The organism is Nonomuraea endophytica (assembly GCF_014203235.1).
In the GTDB taxonomy this organism is placed as follows: domain Bacteria; phylum Actinomycetota; class Actinomycetes; order Streptosporangiales; family Streptosporangiaceae; genus Nonomuraea; species Nonomuraea endophytica.
This window is the reverse complement of sequence record NZ_JACHIN010000006.1, coordinates 316161-335999: the sequence shown is the minus strand read 5'-3', so window position 1 is coordinate 335999 and position 19839 is coordinate 316161. Positions and strand designations below refer to the sequence as shown.

At 74.0% G+C, this 19839-nt stretch carries 12 protein-coding genes; 6 read left to right on the top strand and 6 right to left on the bottom strand.

The window, feature by feature from the left end; all coding sequences use genetic code 11:
* The first annotated feature begins 6 nt into the window (after positions 1-6).
* From HNR40_RS23705 to HNR40_RS23685, 5 genes are all read left to right on the top strand, one after another.
* Positions 7-2640 (top strand): hypothetical protein, encoded by a 2634-nt coding sequence (locus tag HNR40_RS23705; protein WP_184964829.1) that lies wholly within the window; start codon positions 7-9, stop codon positions 2638-2640.
* Positions 2637-6269, top strand: a complete 3633-nt coding sequence (locus tag HNR40_RS23700; RefSeq protein WP_184964828.1) for a hypothetical protein — start codon at positions 2637-2639, stop codon at positions 6267-6269. Before HNR40_RS23705 ends, HNR40_RS23700 begins: the two co-directional genes overlap by 4 nt.
* A gap of 9 nt (positions 6270-6278) precedes the next feature.
* Positions 6279-7778 (top strand): hypothetical protein, encoded by a 1500-nt coding sequence (locus HNR40_RS23695; RefSeq protein ID WP_221340739.1) that lies wholly within the window; start codon positions 6279-6281, stop codon positions 7776-7778.
* Positions 7779-7978: 200 nt separating this feature from the next.
* Positions 7979-11650, top strand: coding sequence for an nSTAND1 domain-containing NTPase (locus HNR40_RS57320; RefSeq protein ID WP_184964827.1), 3672 nt, complete (start codon positions 7979-7981; stop codon positions 11648-11650).
* A gap of 72 nt (positions 11651-11722) precedes the next feature.
* Positions 11723-12424 (top strand): DJ-1/PfpI family protein, encoded by a 702-nt coding sequence (locus HNR40_RS23685; protein ID WP_184964826.1) that lies wholly within the window; start codon positions 11723-11725, stop codon positions 12422-12424.
* On the opposite strand, the gene HNR40_RS23680 is transcribed toward HNR40_RS23685, so the two are convergent.
* Entirely contained in the window at positions 12417-14264 is a 1848-nt protein-coding gene (locus HNR40_RS23680; RefSeq protein ID WP_184964825.1) for an amidohydrolase, read from the bottom strand. The genes HNR40_RS23685 and HNR40_RS23680 overlap by 8 nt on opposite strands.
* A gap of 73 nt (positions 14265-14337) precedes the next feature.
* On the opposite strand from HNR40_RS23680, the gene HNR40_RS23675 reads away from it, so the two are divergent.
* A complete protein-coding gene (locus HNR40_RS23675) occupies positions 14338-14958 on the top strand; it encodes a TetR/AcrR family transcriptional regulator (RefSeq protein ID WP_184964824.1) in 621 nt (206 codons plus the stop codon).
* Positions 14959-14995: 37 nt separating this feature from the next.
* On the opposite strand, the gene HNR40_RS23670 is transcribed toward HNR40_RS23675, so the two are convergent.
* Genes HNR40_RS23670 through HNR40_RS23650 form a run of 5 tightly spaced genes read right to left on the bottom strand, consistent with a single transcriptional unit; the run spans position 14996 to position 19753 of the window.
* Entirely contained in the window at positions 14996-15790 is a 795-nt protein-coding gene (locus HNR40_RS23670) for an ABC transporter ATP-binding protein (RefSeq protein WP_312896490.1), read from the bottom strand.
* Positions 15791-15825: 35 nt separating this feature from the next.
* On the bottom strand, positions 15826-16881 hold the full coding sequence (locus tag HNR40_RS23665) for a FecCD family ABC transporter permease (protein ID WP_221340738.1): 1056 nt from the start codon (positions 16879-16881) through the stop codon (positions 15826-15828).
* The gene (locus HNR40_RS23660; RefSeq protein ID WP_184964823.1) at positions 16878-17921 is read right to left on the bottom strand and encodes a FecCD family ABC transporter permease; all 1044 of its coding nucleotides are present in this window, start codon (positions 17919-17921) and stop codon (positions 16878-16880) included. Before HNR40_RS23660 ends, HNR40_RS23665 begins: the two co-directional genes overlap by 4 nt.
* A complete protein-coding gene (locus HNR40_RS23655; protein ID WP_184964821.1) occupies positions 17902-18780 on the bottom strand; it encodes a siderophore-interacting protein in 879 nt (292 codons plus the stop codon). Before HNR40_RS23655 ends, HNR40_RS23660 begins: the two co-directional genes overlap by 20 nt.
* Before the next feature lie 7 nt (positions 18781-18787).
* A complete protein-coding gene (locus HNR40_RS23650; RefSeq protein WP_184964819.1) occupies positions 18788-19753 on the bottom strand; it encodes an ABC transporter substrate-binding protein in 966 nt (321 codons plus the stop codon).
* Between the last annotated feature and the right edge of the window lie 86 nt (positions 19754-19839).

Here is a 19839-nt window from a genome sequence, read left to right as displayed (position 1 = left end):
AACCTGGTGCTGACCTTCCGCGACTGGGCCCGCGAGCGCGTGGGCAAGCTGATCAAGAACGCCGAGGGCGGGCGCGGCCGGGTCACGACCAGCTTCGTCCTGGCCGGGGAGCGCGCGGACGGTTCCCCGGCCGACGAGGAAACGTGCACGGTGAGCTTCCTGCTCGCCGGCGCGCCGGACGTGAGGGCGCTGCTGCCCGGCGCGATCGCGGGCCGCTATCCGGCGCCCGGCGCGATCGACGCCGAGACGGACAAGTGCACCCATGTCGAGCTGGCCGAACCGGCCCTGCCCTGGCGCTACAGCCCCGACAAGAACCCCGCGCCGGGAAGCGGCCTGCGACCATGGCTCGCGCTGGTCGTCGGCGTCGAGGGAGAGGAGCTGACCCTCGCCGGGGGCCGGGTCAGCCTGACCGTGGCCGTGCAGCAGGCCCATCCGCTCGTCGCGCCGTACACCTTCGCCCACGTGCAGGAGGCGCAGGGCCGTTCGCTGGCCCGCGTGCTGTCGCTGCGCCCGCTTCAGGAGGACGTGGACTACCTCGCCGTCCTGGTGCCCGCCGTTCCCGGCTGGACCGGCGCCGCGCAGGTCACGCTGCCCGTCTACGACCACTGGCGGTTCCGCACCGCCGCCGAACGGGGCAGCTTCCCCACGCTCGCCGGCCGGCTGCGGCCGGGCCGCGCCGACCCCGAGACCGGCCGCGCCGCCGTCCGCTACCCGTACCTGCCGGGGCGCGAGCTCAAGCTGCGCGGCGCGCTCGCGCCGCTGGGCTCGCTGGACGAGCCGCTGGACCCCGGCGTCGCGGCCGACCTGGCCCGCCGTTGCCGCCCGATCCCGTCCGACGGGGGCGCCGCGCTGGTCGGCCCGCCGGTGTACGGCGACGCCTGGCCGGGCGGGCACCCCGCCTCCGACTGGGCGCGGACGCTCAACGGCGACCCGCGCCACCGGGGCGCCGCGGGACTCGGCCTGGAGCTGGGCATCCGGCTGCAGGAGGAGCTGGCGGACGAGGCACGCGAACACATGGGCGCGCTCGGCATCGCCCACCAATGGCTGAGCCGGCTGAGCCTGGGCCTGGCCGCGTCCGAGGCCTTGTGGCGGCGCAGGCTGCCCGAGGAGCCGCTGCGGCAGCTGTGGCTGTTCGGGCCGGCGCTGCGCCGCGTGGTCACGCCGGAAGGGCCGATCTCGGCGCTGACCACCGCTCCGGGCATGGCGCTGCCGTCGGGGATCTTCTCCACGGCGGCGCGGCGGGTGCTGCGGCACGGTCCGGCCCGCACCGCGCTGGCCGCGGACAAGGTGGACCCGATCCGGGTGCTTCAGGAGACGGCGAAGTGCCGGCCCGTGTCGCCGCCGGAGCCGGAGGGGGTGGCGTACCTCGGCCACGACTTCGACGAACGCCTCCGGGAGACGATCGGGTCCGGGCAGCTCGCGGGCCGTACCGCGGTGGAGGGGTTGGCCACCGTCAGGCCGGAGGTCCTCGCGCCCGCGCTGGGGGAGCTCGCCCAGGAGGTGCTGTGGAAGGTCGACCGGCTGTTTACGGCGGGCGACCACTGCGTGCCGTGGGGCCTGGCCACTGAGGCCCTGACCGGAGCGGAACGGGCCACGCGGGCGCTGCGGGAGGCCGTGAGCGGCGGCATCGCCGAGGCGATCGCCCGCGCCCAGCGCGAGGTGGAGCGGGCATGGGAGGAACTTCGCCGGGCGCTGGACCGCATGGACCACGAATGCGAACCGGACGAGGACGTGCTCGGCCTGCTCGGCGCGCTCCAGGAGCCCGCGGCCACGGAGCCCTGCCGCCCGGTCCTCGTGGAGGAGCTGGCCGACGGCCTCGTCCCGCTGTTCGACCCGACGACGGCCGAGGCGCCGGCCCGCGTGCGGGTGCTCGACCTGATCCGCGGCCTGGACAAGGACCAGCCGCTCGCGCCGCCCGAGGTGTGCCCGGGGCTCGACCGGCCGGCCTGGCGCGACCTCAACGACGCCTTCGCCGAATGGCTGCTGCCGGGTGTGGGGCGTTTGCCGGACGATTCGGCGATCGCCATGGAGACCAACCCGAGCTTCATCGACGCGTTCCTGGTCGGCTACAACACCCAGCTTCTCGGCGAGCTGCGCTGGCGCGACATCCCGGTGGCGGCCGGCTGCACGCCGCTGAAGGTGTTCTGGGAACGCGTGGACACCGCCACCGGCGCGCCGGTCCGCGACCTGGCCGGCGTGCCGAACTGGCCGTCGTCCAGCGCGCTCGGCTCCGCCGCGCATCGGCCGGGCGGGCAGGAAGGCAGGGACCTGGTGCTCGTCTTTCGCGGGCAGCTCTTCCTGCGCTACCCCAAGACGCTGGTCTACCTGGTGAGCGCGGAGCACGACCACGCCGTGGACTTCACCCGCGACCCCGACCCCGCCGGCATCGCGTGCGCGCCCGCCTTCCAGGGCCGGATCGGGGCCGACGTCACGTTCTTCGGCTTCCCGGGCTTCGACCCGGACGCGGTCGACACGCACTGGGTCGTGCTGGAGGAGCCGCCGTCGGCCTACCGCTTCCGCAACGACGCCGTCGCCGACCCCTGGGGGCGCGCGTCGTCGGACTTCGCCGACCGGGCCTTCGCCGACCCGTACCGCGTGCTCATCCGTGGCGACAAACTGCTACCGCGAGGGGGATCATGACCGATCTGGGGGTACTGCTGCCGCTCCGCCTGGAGACGCGCTTCCACGGCTCCGAGCTGAAGGTGCGCGTGGTGCCCGACGATCCCTGGTTCGTCTCGCACGACCCTCGGCTGAGCCCCGGCGAGCGGGCCGCGCTCGCCCGCTACACCGCCGATCCCGGACTGCCCGCCTTCCGTGAGCTGGCCGCGGCCGTCGGTGCGGCGCGGGCGGCGTACCTGGTGCGTTCGGGCGGTGCGGGGGAGCGGAGCGACGTGCCCCTCTTCCCCCGGATCGTGGGGCTGCCGGACCGGTTGCGCGTGTGGCTGGCCTACGTGGGCGAGCCCGTGGAGCTCGTGACCACGTTGGAGGTCCGGCACGAGCTGCTCGCCGTGGATCCGGACCGGAACGTCCGGCGCTGGTGGGAGGACTTCGACGTGGCGAAGGAGGCCGGGCTCGGCTGCGTCCTGGATCTGACCGGCGACCCGGAACGCATCGAGCTGCTCATGGTCACGGGCCTCGGCGACACCCCCGCCTCGGTGCTGTTCGAGGCGCTGCGTGACGAGGGCAGGCTCGGGCTGGTCGCGCCGGGCACCCCCACCAACAGCGTGGACGGCGGGCCCGCCGCCGATCTGGCCCGCGACGCCGCCACCTGGTGGACGCTGCTCGACACGGAACCCGGTCCCGACGAGGCGCTGGCCGGGCAGGCGCTGACCGGAAACGCGGCGCTGCTCGGCCCGCTGCCGGGGGCGGGCGCGGGGCATCGGGAGGAGTCGTCGGCGATGGTGGCGGCGTTGTGGCCGGCGTTGTTCGGGTTCGCCGGTGGTGAGGTGCAGGCGCTGGGAGAGGACGTGCCCGCGTGGAACCTGCCCGTCGCCGAGTGGGCGGCCGGCTCGCTGTTTCCCGAGGGGCCGTTCCCGGCGTTGCGGGTGGGGGCGCAGCCGTACGGGCTGCTGCCGGCGACAGCCCTGGAGGAGTGGTACACCGAGGAGCCCGAGATCGATGTGCCGCTGCTGCCCGCGCTGCGGCGGCTGCGCGAACGCTGGCGCGAGGCCGCCCTGAACCGCGGCACGGTAGCGGGCGCCTCCATCGAGCGACTGCTCGCGCTGCTGGGCCACGTGCCGACCGCGCCCGGCTACCGGCACCGCGTGGCCGCGCCGCTGGAGCTGTGGTGGCAGGCGCAGCTGATGACCGGGGCCGCGGTGAGCTGGGCGGACTTCGACGAGTCCTGGCACTCCATGCATCCGCTGGCTGAGGAACTGGGGCTGCGCCCGCTGCGCCGATACGGCTCGCGCGGCCCCGACCAGCCGGTCGGCCTGCCGATGGTGGTGCCGGCCGGCATGTCCAAAGGCGACATGGTCGACGTGCTGGAGTCGCTGCTCGGCCTCGCCGCGAGCACGCCCTCCGCGTTCTCCCACACCGACGGCGTGGTGGAGGCGATCGGGGCCGATCCGGCCAGCCTGTTCCTGCGGCTGGCCGTACGCTCGCTGCAGGTCGCCATCGGCGACGTCGGCCGCGAGTATTTGCACGAACCCCAGCCCGCCCTCGAACGGCTCGCCCGCGACGAAGACGAGATCGGCCGTCTGCAGGGGTGGATCGGCCGCACCACCTACGACATGATCTGGGGCGGCACTCCGGGAGCGCTCGGCTTCCAGCGGGTACACCAGGCGTTCAAGCGGCTGACGGAGATCGGGGCCGATCGGGTCGAGCGTATGCTGCGTGCCTGCCTCGACACGGCCTGCTATCGCATCGACCCCTGGCTGATCGCCCTGCCCGCGCGCAGGCTCCAGCGGGCTCTGGACGCGGGCGCCGTGCCCCGCCTCGGCGCGTACGGCTGGGTGGACGCGCCCCGCCCCGGCACCCCGGGGCCCACCGAGGCCGGGCTGCTGCACGCCCCCTCCCAGGCGCAGGCGCTGACCGCCACCGTGCTGCGCGACCGCGCGATCAGCGACCCCGAGCCCAGCCGCTGGTACATGGACCTCACCTCGCGCAGCGTGCGCGACGCGGCCAGGATCGGCGAGTTCGTGCGCGAGGGGGCGCATCTGGCGGAGGCGCTGGGGCGTGAGGTGGAGCGGATCGCCGGCACTGAGGTGCTGGTCGACGCGTTGCGTGAGCGGTTCCCTGTGCGTACCGAGCATGCCGGGCGGCGGGTGTGCGACGGGCTGGCGGTGCTGGCGGCGTACCGGGACGATCCCGGCTTTCCCTGGCTGCCCGCGGACAAGCGGCCCGAGCTGGCGCAGTTGTGCGGGGCCGTGGACGTGTACGGCGACCTGCTGGTGGCCGAGGCCGTGCACCACGTCACCCAGGGACGGGCGGCGGTGGCGGGCGCGGCGATGGACGCGGCGGCGGGGCTGGGGCGTCCGCCCGAGCTGGAGGTGGTGCGTACGCGTAGGCAGGGGCGCGGGGTGGCCACCAGCGTGGTGCTGGCCCTGCCCGACGTGCCCTTCGCCGTACTGCCCGCCGACGCCCAGGTGCTGGCGCGGCTCTCTCCCGCGGCGCTGGCCGATCCGGCCGCCGCGGCCTTCGTGGCCGCGCAGACCGGTGGAGCGGCCGCCTGGACGTGGGGCGCGCGGGGGCGGCGGGTGTCGCTGGCCGACCTGGGGCTCACACCGGCCGACGCTCTTTCCTTGTCCCTCCCGGATCTTGAGCGGCTCGCCCTGCACGCCCTGGGCCAGGATGGGGCCGGTTTCGACGAGCGTGCGGGGTCGTCGTGCTATGAGCGGGCCGTGCGGCTGGTGGCGCTGCTCGGGCGCACACCCGCCGGGCCGGGCGCGGTCGCGGGAGCGCCGGGTCAGCCGTCGCCGCCCGGCGAGATCGAGCGCGACCTGCGCGCCCGCTACACCCGGCTGCGTAAGGCCGCCACCGCACTCACCACCCTGCTGGCCACACCCACTCCCACGGCCAGTCTGTTGATCGCCTGCCGAGCCTGGGGCATCGTCCCCGCCCCAGCCCTGCCGCACACCCCGCCGTCGCTGGAGGGTGAGGCGGAGTTCGCGGAACGCGCGCGGGCGCTTCTGAGCTCCAGGCTCGACGGCACGCCCGAACCCGCCGGGCTAGACACCGCCGCCCTGCTGGACGCGATCACCGAGCTGGCCAGCCCCACCGGGCAGCTCGCGATCCTGTCCCGCCTGGCCCCGCCGGCCGTCCAGCGGACGGCGCTCGACCTGGACTGGCTGACCACGATGGCCGCCGTACGCACGCCGCTGGCCCGCCTGGAGGCGCAACAGCTCCACGGCCCAGCCCTCACCGCCTGGTCCACCAAGCCGGGCGACCACTGGCAACGCGTGCCCGACCCCCGCCGTCTGGTCGTCGTCTACGCCCCCGAGGGCCTCGACCTGTCCCGTGCCACCGTCGTCGCGGCCACAGCCCTGGACGCCTGGAGCGAGGTGATTCCCGAGACCGACCAGGTCACCGGGGCGGCGTTCGGCTTCGACGCGCCCGCGGCCCGTGCCCAGCAGGCGATCCTGCTGGCCGTGCCGCCCGAGCCCGGTGGCGTTCTGGGCGACGACACCCTGCTCAGGATCGTCCGCGAGACGAGGCTGCTGGCCCATGCGCGCATGGCCAGGCCCGCCGACCTCGGCACCGACGTGATGGGCCTGCTTCCGACCCTGCTCGTGCCCGCCACGGGCGCCACCCGTACCCCGATCGCGTAGGGATCCGCCATGACCGTCGTCTATGACCTGATCCGCCGCATCACCGCCGCCCCGGAGCTGGACGACCTGGCCCGCGGTTTCCGCGCCGAGATCGCCGACCCCGCCTGGATGCTGGGCCGGCAGTGGCAGCTCGGCGAGCACCAGGGCGAGGACGCCTCCTCCCCGGTCCAGGTGGACTTCCGGCGCCGGCTGACCCCGATCGAGGCCGACGGCGGCCACGACCCGGTCGAGGTGCCCGCCGAGGCGATCGTGGAGTCCGAGCCGTACGACTGGTGGACCCCGGGCCGCCGCGTGGCGCTCGGCCGCCGGGTCGCCGCGGCCTTCCCGGCGCTGCCCGGCGATCCGGCGCTGATGCTGGGGCGGCTGCCGGTGCCGTACGACGGCTTGACCGGCTACGACGGGCGGACGTTGTGGATCAGACGCGAGCAGCTCGGACTCGACGCGTCCCTGTTCGGCCCGGTGCCGCCGCCGCTGCTGCAGCCCGCCGACCTGTGGGATCCGGCCGCCTTCGAGTACGACGCGGATTTCACCGCCGGGAACGCGGACCTGACGGTGCGCCGGCACAGCGGCGGCGACCTCGACTGGTTCTCCGCCGACGCCGAACTGCCCGCCGGGTCAGGCGGGCAGTTCACCGGCGGCGAGGAGCGGCCGTGCGTGGTGCGTCCTGGGCGGGTGCGTTACCCGGGAGCGCCGCTGCCGCGCTGGTGGCAGATCGAGGACGGCGCGGTGGACATCGGCGGGTACCCGCCCGACCGCTCCCACTTCGCGACGCTGCTCCTGATCGACCTCGTGGTGAACCAGTCCGACGACTGGTTCACCTTCCCCGTGGACGCGATGGCCGGACATGTCGTGACCTTGTCGCAGGTGCGGGTATGCGATTCCTTCGGCCAGGAATGGCCGCTGTCGCCGCCCGCCGACGGCTGGAGCCTGTACGCCACTGAGGGACTCGGCCGCGACTCGCTCGTGGTGTGGACCACGGCCGCGACCCCGCTGGCCGGGCCGGTGCTCGACGAGGTGGTGGTGGGCATCGACGAGGACGCCAACGCCGCCTGGGCGGTCGAACGCCGTATCGGCGGCCGGGACGTGAGCACACCCGCCGACCCGGCGCCCACGCTTCCCGGCCACCCCGACATGACCGGGCCGCCGGTCTACGACTACGCCCTGGCCGCCCGGGTGCCGGAGGGCTGGCATCCGTACCTCGTCGGGAGCCGGGACGGGCGGCGCCGGTTCGTCCGCCACCGCGCGGCGGACCTGTCGGGGGCCGAGCCGGCGCCGATGCCCGACCCGCGCACCGACCTGCTGTCCGACGCGGGCGCGCGCCCCCACGTGATCGAGCCCGGCGCGATCCCGGTGGACGGGGCGCGGCTGGAGCGGCGCGCGATGCTGGCCCGCGCCACGACCGGCGACCCGGTGCTGTGGACCCAGCGCCGCCGCACCCCGCTGCTGACCCCGCCCGCCATCCGCCTGCGCTTCGACGCCCTCGTCCCCGGAGTGCCCGAGCGTCCTTGACAACCGCCGTTACGCGAAAGCAAGAAAGCGCGGAAAACACTTTCCCGAACCTCGCTCCGCGTGTTTCCCGCAAGTAAGTCCGCAGCTCGCAACACCTTCCGGCCTGTTATGAGGGACGAATGCGGCGAACAATCTTCCAGGGTTGATCAACCTCCGGACTTCGGTTTGAGTAAAGGAAAGCCGATCCGGGGGGAGGCGCGGTGCCGCGGCCTGAGCGTCCGTTGGACGGAGACGATCCGGAGGTCCTGCGCTTCGCCGCGGACCTGCGGCTGTTGCGCGCCAAGGCGGGCGACCTGACCTACCGGCAGATGGCCCGCCGCGCGCACTACGCCGCGGCCACGCTGTCGGAGGCCGCCTCGGGCCGGCGGTTGCCGACGCTCGCGGTCGCGCTGGCCTACGTACGCGCGTGCGGCGGCGAGCCTCAGGAATGGGAGCGCCGCTGGCGGGAACTGCGCGGCCGGGAAACCGACGAGCCGGAGCCGGCCATCGACGAGGCGGCGCCGTACCTGGGACTGGCGCCCTTCAGGGCCGCGGACGCGCAGCGCTTCTACGGCCGCGAGGCGCTCGTGGAGGAGCTGCTGGAGCGCATCGGCGAGCAGCGGTTCGTGGCGCTGCTCGGCGCGTCGGGGTCGGGCAAGTCGTCGGTGCTGTGCGCCGGGCTGCAGGCGCGCGTGCTGGCCGGGGCGCGGCCCTGGCCGGTGGTGCTGTTCACGCCGGGCGCGCACCCGGCGCGCGACTGGGCGCCGCCCGGCGACGCCGAGACGCTGGTCATCGTGGACCAGTTCGAGGAGGTCTTCACGCTCTGCCGCGACCCGGGCGAGCGGGCGCGCTTCATCGACCTGCTCGTCGGCGCCGCCGACGCGCACCGCGTGGTGATCGGCGTGCGCGCCGACTTCTACGGCCACTGCCTGGCCGAGCCCCGGCTGCTGGAGGTGCTGCGCCGCGCGCACGTCCCGATCGGGCCGATGCGCGTGGAAGAACTGCGCCAGGCCGTGGTACGGCCGGCCGCCGACGCCGGCTGCCTGGTCGAAGGGGCGCTGGCCGCCCGGATCGTCGCCGACGCCGCCGGCCAGAACGGCGTGCTGCCCCTCGTCTCCCACGCGCTGCTGGAGACCTGGCGGCGGCGCAGAGGCCTCACCCTCACGCTGGCCGCCTACGAGGCCGCCGGCGGCATCGACGGCGCGATCGCCCAGAGCGCCGAGCGCGTCTACACCCAGCTCCCGCCGGAGCGGCGGCGGCTGGCCCGAAGGCTGTTCCTGCGGCTGACGGTGCTCGGTGAGGGCGCCCAGGACACCAAACGCCGGGTACACAGGCGGCGCCTGGGCGACGACGCCGCCACGGCCGAGGTACTGGAGCAACTGGTCGCCGCCCGCCTGCTGGTGCTCGACCACGACAGCGTCGAGATCGGCCACGAGGCGCTGCTGCGCTCCTGGCCGCGCCTGCGCGACTGGCTGGCCGCCGACCGCGAGGGCCTGCGCACCCACCAGCGACTCGCCGAGGCCGCCGAGACCTGGCAGTCGCTGGGCCGCGACCCCGGCGCCCTGTACCGGGGCGTCCGGCTGGCGGCGGCGCGCGAATGGGCCGAGCGCCACGCGCCCGCGCTGAGCCCGCCGGAGCAGGAGTTCCTGGCAGCCAGCCTGGCCGCGCTCGAACGCGAGGAGCGCCAGGCCCGCCGCCGCGTGCTCGCCGCCCGCTCGCTCATCGCCGTTTTAACCGCGATGGTGGTGATCGCCGGGGCCGCCACCGGGTACGCGCGCAGCCAGCAGGCGGCCGCCACCGGCCAGCGCAACACGGCCCTGTCCCAGCGCGTGGCCGAGCGCGCCATCCAGCTCCGCACGGTCAACGCGCCGCTGGCCGCCCAGCTCAGCCTCGCCGCCTTCCGGCTCACGCCCACGCTGGAGGCGCGCGGCAGCCTGCTGAGCGCGTTCACCACCCCGCTCGGCGACCGCCTGCCGCACGAGATGAACACGCTGGCCTTCAGCCCCGACGGCCGGGTCCTGGCGGGTGGCGGCGACGACCGCACGATCCGGCTGTGGCGCGTCCACGACGACGGCCCGCCGGAGAAGCTGGCCGAGCTGATCGGGGCGAACGACGACATCGAGTCGCTGCGCTTCACCCCCGACGGCCGCCTGCTGGTCGCGAGCCTGTACGACGGGACCGTCCAGCTGTGGTGGGCCGCGGCGGCGGGGCCGTCCAAGCCGCTGGCCGCCTTCACCGCTTACACCGGGCCCGTCTACGCCGTCGCGATCGGCGGCGGCGGCACGATCCTGGCCACGGCAGGCGGCGACGGCAGGCTGCGGCTGTGGGACATCGCCAACGCGAGCGACCCCCGCCTGCTGTCCACGACCGTCGCGCACCGCTCCACCATGAGCGCCGTGGCCTTCCACCCCACCGCCGCCACCCTCGTCACCGCCGGAGACGACGGCACCGCCGCCCTCTGGGACACCGCCGACCCGCGCCGCCCACGCCTGCTGCGCCGCCTGAGCGGCTCTGGGGAGAAGGTCACCGCCGTCGCGTTCAGCCCGGACGGCCGCCTGCTGGCGACGGCCGGATGGGACCACCGGGTCCGGCTGTGGGAGGTGGCCGAGCCGCGCCGGCCCGCCGTACTGGCCGGGCACACGGGGCCGCTGCAGGCGCTCGCCTTCAGCCCGGACGGCCGCCAGCTCGCCAGCGGCGGCTGGGACCACACCATCCGCCTGTGGAACGTCGCCGAGCCGCGCGCCCCCGCCACCGTGCTGACCGGGCACACCGACGTCGTCTGGGCGCTGGCCTACCGGCCCGGCGGCGGCATGCTCGCCTCGGCCGCCTTCGACGGCACCACGCTGCTCACCCACCTGCCCGGCCCCGTCGTGGCCGGCAACCCGGCGGCGCTGTCGGCCGTGGCCTTCAGCCCCGACGGCCGCACCCTGCTGACCGGCAGCGAGGACTTCACCGCCGGCCTGTGGGACGTCACCGACCCCTACCGGCCGGCCCCGCTGCCCCGGCTGCGCGGCCACACCGGCCAGGTCGAGTCGGTCGCCTTCCACCCGTCCGGCGCGCTGGCCGCGACCGGAGGCGTCGACGGCGACGTGCGGCTGTGGCGGGTCACCGACCGGAGCCGTCCGTCCCCGTCAGGAGTGATCAGCGCCCACGAGGGCGGCATCAGCGCGGTGGCCTTCGCCCCCCGCGGCGACCTGCTGGCCAGCGCGGGTGCGGGCGACCCCGTCGTACGGCTGTGGGACCTCACCGAACCGGCGCGCCCGCGCGCGGCCGGCTCGGTGCGCGAGGGCGGCAACGGCGCGACGGCCGTGGCCTTCAGCGCCGACGGCCATCTGCTGGCGACGCTGAACGGCGTCGTGATCGTCCTGTGGGACGTGAGCGACCCCCGGCGGCCGGTACGGCTGGCCACCAGCCCCGAGCAGCCGGAGACCATGCAGGGCGTCGCCTTCTCACCCGACGGCAAGGTGCTGGCCACCGCCTCCCTGGACCGCACCGCCCGCCTATGGGACGTCTCCGACCGGGCCGGGATCCGCCCGCTGTCCCAGCTCATCGGCCACACCGACGCCCTGCAGAGCATCGCCTTCTCACCCGACGGCCGCAGCCTGGCCACCGCCTCCCTCGATCGCACCGTCGGCCTGTGGGACGTGCGCGACCCCCGCCGCCCCCGCTCCTCCGGCACCCTCACCGGGCACACCGACCGCGTCTACGCGGTGGCCTTCAGCCCCGACGGCCAGTACGTGGCCAGCGCGGGCGAGGACCACACCGCCCGGCTGTGGCCGGTCGACCCCGCGACGGCGGCGGCCCGCGTCTGCGCCCGGGCCAGGCCCGCGCTCACCCCCGCCGACTGGAGCCATTCCTTCCCCGGCCTCCCATTCCGCCCGCCCTGCCCATGATCGCGGCCACGTTTCCCAAGATTGCGGACACGCGCCGGCCGCGCCCGGCCCCGAGCGGTCAGGATGGGAGACATGGCTACCGAGAAGACCATCGCGTTCGTGCTCTACCCCGGCTGCACCATCCTGGACCTGGTCGGCCCGCTGCAGGTGCTGTCCACGCTCGCGGCGATCCGCCCGGAGTTCCGGGTCGTCGTGGCCGGTGAGCGGCTGGAGACCTGGGAGACCGACACGCCCCTGTGGGTGCGCGCCGGCCACACCTTCGACGAGGTGCCCGCGCCCGACGTGATCGTGGTCCCCGGCGGCGGCGCCCCCACCCTGCGCGCGATGGCCGACGAGAACCTGCTCGCCTACGTGCGCACCGCCACCGGGCTGACGACCTCGGTGTGCACCGGCTCGCTCATCCTGGGCGCGGCGGGCCTGCTGGACGGCCGCCGCGCCACCTCACACTGGTCGATGCTCGACGTCCTGCCCGAGTTCGGCGCGATCCCGGTCCGCGAGCGCTGGGTGGCCGACGGCCCGGTGCTGACCGCCGCCGGCGTCTCGGCCGGCATCGACATGGCCCTGCACCTGACCGCCGAACTGGCCGGCCTCGACATGGCGCGGGCCGTGCAGTACGCCCTGGAGTACGACCCTCGGCCGCCGCACGGCAAGCCGGACTGGGAGCAGGCGCCGAAGGACCTGTACACCGCACTCACCGAGCAGTGGGTGCGCGAGGGCCTGGGCGACCACCCCTTGGCCGGCCGCATCACCGCCCGGCTGAAGCCCGTCAGCTGAACGGCTTCGCGGCCCAGACCACCTTCCCGCCCACCATCGTCAGCAGGACGTCGGTCCGGGAGATGTCGTCCGGCGCGACCTTGGTGATGTTCTGGTTCAGCACGATGAGGTCGGCCAGCTTGCCCGTCTCCAGCGAGCCGGTGACCTCCTCCTGGTGCATCTGGTAGGCGCCGTTGATCGTGACGGCCCTGATCGCCTCGCGCCTGGACAGGCCCGGCAGGGCGTTGACCTTCCCGGCGTACTGCGGGAAGTCCTTGCCCCAGTCGGCCTCACGCAGGATCGACGCCTCCAGCCCGAACCACTGGTCGAACGGGTCCAGGCAGCAGTCGCTGCCCAGCGACACCTTGCCGCCCGCCCGGGCGATCGGCTTGGTGGGCTCGTACAGGTCGAACCGCGCGCCCAGGTACGGCTTGACCGCGTCGGTCGAGTCGGGCGCCGGTTTGGCCCACTGCAGCCCCATCGACGCGGTCACGTCCAGGGTGCCGAACCGCCGGTAGTCGGCGGGGTCGACCACCTCGGCGTGCGCGATGGTCTGGTGGGCCCTGATGCCGGGGTTGGCCCGGCGCGCCGCCTCGAACGCGTCGAGCGCGGTCCTGACCGCGCGGTCGCCGATGGCGTGGATGTGGGACTGGTAGCCCTGCCGCTCCAGTTCGGCGACGACCGGGTTGAGGAGCTTGGCGCCGATGTAGAGCTCGCCGCGGGCCGACTTGTCCGTGCGCGGCTTGCCCTTGGCGTCCAGGTACGGCTTGAGCAGCGCCGCGGTCTGCCCCGGATACTGCACGATGCCGTCGAGGAGGATCTTGACGCCGTCGACGGAGACCCCGGGCCCGGCCACCAGGCGCGGGCCCTCCTGCTTGCCGGGACGCCAGGCGCGCACCGGCTGGGGGATCTGGCCGGGGCGCTCCAGCTCCTTGCGGATCTTGGCCAGGGCGGCGTACAACTTCTTGGGTTCGCGCAGGTCGCCGATGCGGGTGGAGATCGCGAAGTGGGCGCGGGCGGTCAGGCCGCCGGCGCCGCGCAGGTTCTGGAACGTCGTGACCGTGGCGGCGTCGCTGCCGGGCACGAAGAAGCTGGTGATGCCCTCCTGGCTGAAGTCGCGCATGCGCAGGCCGGCCAGTTCGGCGGCGCGTTCGGGGGACAGCGGGGGCGGTGGCGGGATCAGCTTGGTGACCAGGCGGGCGGCGGCGTCCTCGAGCAGGCCGTTCGGCTCGCCGTTCTTGTCGTGGTTGATCCGGCCGGCGTCGGGGTCGGGCGTCTTCTTGGTGATCCCGGCCAGGTCCAGGGCCTTCTGGTTGACCAGCGTGGTGTGGCCGGTGACCGCCGCCGAGACGATGATCGGGCGGGTGGTGCCGAGTCCGTCGAGCATGCGCTTGTGCGGGGTGGTCCCGGCGGGGCGCAGGAACTGCATGTAGAGGTTCGTCACCTGCAGGAAGTCGTCCGGCTCGGTGCCCAGCTCCGGATCGGCCAGGCAGGCCTTGACCCGGCCGCGGAACTGCGCGACCGTGAGCGGCTCCGCCTTGAGGTCGCAGGTCTTCTGGTCCTCGCGGGTGATGTCGTGGATGTGCCCCTCGTGCAGGCCGGGCATCACCATGCGGCCCTTGAGGTCGATGACCTTGGTCTTGGCGCCGATGTGGCGTCGCGCCCCGGCGTCGCCGCCGACATAGACGATCTTCCCGTTCTTGATCGCGACCGCCTCCGCCACGCTGTCGCGCGCGTCGACCGTGTAGACGAACCCGTGCCTGAGCACCGTGTCCGCGCCCGCCTGCACGGGAACGCCCGCCTGCGCGGGAACCACCGCGCCGGCGGCCAGCGGAAGCAGCGCTACCAGTAACCGCCTCATGGACTCCTCCGATCCTAAACTTGAATCCAATTTAAGTTGGTACGGCTGTGCGTCAAGGGGGAGGATCGAACTCATGTCAGAACTGACCGAACCGCGGGGCAGAACCCAGGAGCGCGGCAGGCTGGCCCGCAGGCGCGTCCTGGAAGCGGCGCTGGAGATCATCACCGAGCGGCCGGTCAGCGAGATCCAGGTCCAGCAGATCGCCGAGCGCGCCGGGATGAGCCCGGCCCGGGTCCTGTACTACTTCCAGTCACGCGACCAGATCCTGGCCGAGACGTTCCGGTGGAGCGAGCGCGACCTGGCCGAGCGCCGGGCGGGCGAGTTGGCCGCCGTCACCGCCCCGGCCGCGCGGCTGGCCGTCTACATCCGGCTCTACCTGCCCGAGGACCGCCACGACCCGTCGTGGAAGTTGTGGCTGGAGGCGTGGCTGCGCTCGACCTCGGCCAGCGAGATGAGCAGGACGGCCGACGCGATCGACAGCGGGTGGACCCGCGACCTGACCGCGATCGTCGCCGACGGCGTGGCCGACGGCACCTTCCGGGCGGTGCGGGCGGAGGAGTTCCTGCCCACGTTCAACGCGCTGCTCGACGGGCTGGCCGTGCACGTCCTGATCGGGCGGCTCGGCAAGGCGCAGGCCGTAGAGGCGGCGCTGGCGGAGGCCGCCGAGAAACTCGGCGGCCTCGACCCAAGCTGACCAGCCCTGACGGGGGACACCTGGCGGGTTCTCTGGGTCAGCGTTCGCGCTTGGCGGGGAGCATCATGGGCAGGCCCGTCAGCGGGTCGGGGAACACCGAGCAGTCCAGGGCGAAGACGTCGGAGATGAGCTGGGCGGTGACGATCTCCGAGGGGTTTCCCCAGGCCACGACCCGGCCCTCGTGCATGACCACGAGGTCGGTGGCGTAGCGGATGGCCTGGTTGATGTCGTGCAGCACGGCCACCATCGTGCGGCCGGCGTGCTGGAGGTCGGTGAACAGTTCCATCAGCTCGACCTGGTGGGCCACGTCCAGGTAGGTGGTGGGCTCGTCGAGCAGCATGATCGGGGTCTGCTGGGCCAGCGCCACCGCCACCCACACGCGCTGCTGCTGGCCGCCGGACAGGGCGTTGACCCGCTGGGCGCTCAGGTCGAAGGTGCCGGTGGCGGTGAGGGCGTCGTGGATGGCCCGCTCGTCGGCCTCCGTCCACTGCTGGAAGAGTCCCTGGTGGGGGAAGCGGCCGCGGGCGACCAGGTTCGCGACGGTGATGCCGTCGGGGGCGATCGAGCTCTGCGCCAGCACGCTGATCTCGCGCGCCGCCTCCTTGGGGGCCAGCTTGTGCAGGTCGCGCCCGCCGAGCAGCACCCGGCCGGCGCGCGGTGGCAGCAGCCGGCCGAGCCCGCGCAGGAGCGTGGACTTGCCGCAGCCGTTGGGCCCGATGACGACCGTGAACGAGCCGGGCCTGATCTCCAGGTGGAGACCGTCGATGATCAGGCCGGAGCCGTAGCCGAGTGACAGGCCCTCGGCGACGAGCGGCGCGGCACCTGCGCTCACGGTGGGTGCCGGGGCGGATTTCGGGTGGGCGATGGTCACAGGCGTCTCGCTTCGCGTACCAGGAGCCAGATCAGGTAGAGGCCGCCCAGGCTGGTGGTGACGACGCCCACCGGAAGCTGGACGGGCAGGAAAGCCACCCGCGCGACCGTGTCGCCGAGCAGCAGCAGGAGAGCGCCGGTCAGCCCGGCGCCGATGGGCGACCAGCCGCCGCGGCCGGTCAGCCTGGCGGCGATCTGCGGGGCTACCAGCGCGATGAAGCTGATCGGCCCGGCCACCGCCGTGGCGATCGCGACCAGGCCGACGCCGGCGCCGGTCAAGGCGATCTGGGTGTGCCGGGAGCGGACCCCGAGGGCGTCGGCCGCGTCCTGGCCGAGTTCGAGGGCGCGGATGCGGGAGCCGTACAGGAGAGCGAGGGCGGAGAAGAGCGCGATGCCGGCGGCGGCGACCGGCAGCGCGTCGGGGGCGACGGAGTTGAGGCTGCCCGCGCCCCAGATCGCGGCCGACATCGCCACCTGGAGCTGCGCCTTGGCCATGATCCAGGTGTTGAGCGCGCTCAGGACGGCGCTGACGCCGATGCCGACCACGATCAGCCGGAATCCGCGGAAGCCGCCCCGATACGACAGGGCCAGCACGATCGCGGCCACCGCCAGGCCCGAGGCCAGCGCGCCGAAGGAGATGACGGCGGTGGGCGCGTGGAACAGGGCGATGAGCACGATGGCGCCGGTGTAGGAGCCGGTGCTGAAGCCGATGACGTCGGGGCTGCCCAGCGGGTTGCGGGTGAGCGACTGGAAGACGGCGCCGCTGACGGCCAGGCCGAAGCCGAGCAGCAGTGACAGCAGCACCCGGGTCAGGCGCCACTGCTGCACGACGACGGTGTCGGCCCGGGACGCGCCGCCGTAGAAGGTGGCCAGGACGTCGGGCAGGGACACGTAGATGTCGCCGACGCCCAGCGAGACCAGCGCGGTCACGACGATGACGGCGGCCAGCGCGAGGTTCACCACGAGGGTGCGGCGGTCCATGCGGGCCGACAGCAGGCGGGTGCGGACGGCCCACTCGGGGCGGCCGGTGTCGAGCTTGACGGGCGTGCTCACAGGCCGCTCGCCTCCTTGCGCCGGGCCAGCACGATGAGGAACGGCGCGCCCACGAACGCGGTGACGATCCCGGCGGGCAGCTCGCCCGGCCAGAGCACGAGGCGGCCGGCCACGTCGGCCACGAGCAGGAGCACCGCGCCCAGCACGGCGCTGTAGGCGGCGATCCAGCGCTGGTCCACCCCGAACAGCCAGCGTACGACGTGCGGGATCATGAGCCCGGCGAACCCGATGGGCCCGGCCAGCGCCGTCGTCGCGCCGCAGAGCAGGCTGACGGCGGCGACCACGCCGGTGCGCACCGGGCCGAGCCGTACCCCGAGCGCCTTGGCGGGCCCGTCGCCCAGGGCGACGGCGTTGAGCGAGGGCGCGACGAAGAAGGCGATGGCCAGACCGAGCAGGATCAGGGGCAGGACCTGCGCCACCATGGCCAGCGTGCGGTCGTTGAGCGCGCCGGTGTCCCAGTGGCGCATCAGCGTGAACGCCTTCGGCCGCACCAGCGTGATCGCCCCGGCCAGGCCCTGCAGGACGGCGCCGAAGGCCAGGCCGACCAGCACGAGCGTGACCGGGCCCGCGGTGCGGGCGCGGTTCATGGAGCCGATCAGGTAGACCACGGCGGCGGCGACGGCGGCCCCGGCGAGCGCGGCGCCGATGCGGCCGGGCACCCCGGACACGCCGAAGAAGGCGACGGCGATCACGACCGCGAACCCGGCGCCGGCGTTCACGCCCAGGATCCCGGGGTCGGCCAGCGGGTTGCGGGTGAGCGCCTGGATGAGCGCGCCGGCCACCGCGAGCGCGCCGCCCGCGACCACGGCGAGCACCGTGCGCGGCACCCGCAGCTCGATGACGGTGCGCGCCTCCACGGAGTGGGCGTTGCCGAGCAGCGCGTCCAGGACGGTCCGCGGGGAGATGGCGGCGGAGCCGACCATGAGGCTGAGCAGCACGGCGGCGAGCAGCAGCACGACGCAGCCGAGCAGCCAGGCGAAGAGCGGGACGGGCGAGCGCGCCAGGCGCCCGCCGCCCGGCTCAGAGGCCGAGACGCTCAAGCTCGGCCTCGTAGTCGTCGCGCAGGTCCTCCTCGTCGCGGGCGGTGTCCTCCCAGATCGCGTCCAGCCGGCGCTGGTCGTCGGCGGGCAGCGTGCGGAAGCGCTCGGCCCAGGCCTCGCCGTTCGGCGTCCAGTAGCCGATGACCTTGTAGCGGGCGGCGGGCAGGCCGCGTTCTTTGCGCAGGTAGCGGCGGACCGCGCGCAGCGTGTCGGTGGCCCCGGAGACCCAGACGTAGCCGCCGTCGAGCGGGCGGGAGGGCGGGACGGCCGCGCGGACGGCCTCGCCGAGCCGGCTCGGGCCGGTGCCGTTGCCGCCGCGCAGCCAGGTGACCTCGACGTTCGGCCGCTCCGGCAGGTCGAGGCGGGAGTCGTCGCCGGGGATCTCGGCGATCACCTTGGTGGTGACGTCGTCGGGCACGCCGGTGATCAGGCGGGCCATCGCGGGCAGGCCGGTGAGGTCGCATACGAGCACCTGCCAGCGCAGGTCGGCGGGCGGGTCGTACAGGCCGGTGGGGGAGTTGAGGCCGAGGACGTCGCCGGGGCGCGCGCCGAGGGCCCAGCGGGCGGCGATGCCGCCGTCGTGCACGACGAAGTCGACGTCCAGTTCCCGGGGACGGACCGCGCGGACGGTGTAGGTCCGCATCGGCGCCTCGGGAGCGCCCTCCGGGGTGCGCCAGTAGTCTCCGTGCGGCTCGGGCAGGGAGACCTCGCGCCGGTCGGCGCCGTGCGGGAAGAACAGGCGGACGTACTCGTCGCCGACGCCGGTGGTCGGGAAGTCCTCGGTCAGGGCCAGCGTGACCCGGATCATCGTGGCGCTCAGCCGGTTGACGGCGCTCACCTCGCCGCGGAAGATGCGCATCGCCGCCTCACCCGGCCAGGTTCGGGTTGGCGGTGAGGTCCTTGCGCACCTGCTCCACGAAGGCCTGCTGGCCGCTCGGCGAGCCGTACGCGATCTCCATGTTGTAGGTGTAGATGCGCTTGTTCTTCACGAACGGCAGCGCCCGCCAGGCCGGGCTCTGGCCCAGGGTGCCGAGCATGGTGGCGAGTTCCTTCTTGCCCTCCTCGCCCACGCCGACCGAGACCCAGACGACGTCGATGCCGGCGAGCTTGCCCATCTGCTCGGGGCTGATGCTGAGCTTGTCGTCGTCGCTGAGCGGGGTGCGCTTCAGGCCGAGGTCGTCGAAGGCCTTGCAGGCCACGCCGGCGTAGCAGGCGATGTTGCCGTTGCCCTCCCAGTAGCCGAAGGTCGCCACGGTGAGGTCGGAGTTGCCGGCCTTGGCGATGTCGGCCTTGGCCTGGGTGACCTGCTTGTCGTAGGCGCCCTTCCAGGCGTCGTACTGGGCGGTGCGGCCGAGGTCCTGGGCGGTGCGCTTGAAGTGGACCTCCCAGTTCTTGCCGTCGAAGGCGTCGACGGTGTAGGTCGGCGCGATCTGGGCCAGGCGGGGGTGCACCTTGTCGTCGTAGCCGAGGCCGTTGAGGATGAAGTCCGGCTCGGCCTTGAGGGTCTGCTCGTAGTTGTACTCGGGGTAGTTGGCGTACGGCGTGACGCCCTTGAGCGGCTCCTGGGGGAAGTAGTCCGGGAAGGTGGTGAAGCCGCTGTCGCCGCGGATGGGCTGGCCCTTGGCCAGCGGGATGCCGAGCGTGATCAGGATGTCGACGTCGGTGGTGTAGAAGCCGAGCGCGGCCTTCGGCCGGGCGGGCATCGCGACGGCGTGGCCCTTGGGGTCCTTGACCGTGGTGACCGCGGCGGCGGCGGATTCGCCGGAGCCCGAGCCGCATCCGGTGGCGAGGAGGGCGAGGACGGCCAAGGGGACGAGACGCTTGTACAGCATGGGGTCTCCGGTGGTGAGACGATGTCGCCCCGGGAACTTAGCATAGGCTTACCTAACTTATATCTGGCACCCCGCCCTCGATCAAG

Excerpts from the sequence above, each read along its gene's own strand:
- HNR40_RS23675 (WP_184964824.1), top strand. The coding sequence starts at position 14,338 with ATGTCAGAACTGACCGAACCGCGGGGCAGAACCCAGGAGCGCGGCAGG.
- HNR40_RS23655 (WP_184964821.1), bottom strand. The coding sequence starts at position 18,780 with ATGCGCATCTTCCGCGGCGAGGTGAGCGCCGTCAACCGGCTGAGCGCC.
- HNR40_RS23695 (WP_221340739.1), top strand. The coding sequence starts at position 6,279 with ATGACCGTCGTCTATGACCTGATCCGCCGCATCACCGCCGCCCCGGAG.
- HNR40_RS23685 (WP_184964826.1), top strand. The coding sequence starts at position 11,723 with ATGGCTACCGAGAAGACCATCGCGTTCGTGCTCTACCCCGGCTGCACC.
- HNR40_RS23700 (WP_184964828.1), top strand. The coding sequence starts at position 2,637 with ATGACCGATCTGGGGGTACTGCTGCCGCTCCGCCTGGAGACGCGCTTC.
- HNR40_RS23650 (WP_184964819.1), bottom strand. The coding sequence starts at position 19,753 with ATGCTGTACAAGCGTCTCGTCCCCTTGGCCGTCCTCGCCCTCCTCGCC.
- HNR40_RS23680 (WP_184964825.1), bottom strand. The coding sequence starts at position 14,264 with ATGAGGCGGTTACTGGTAGCGCTGCTTCCGCTGGCCGCCGGCGCGGTG.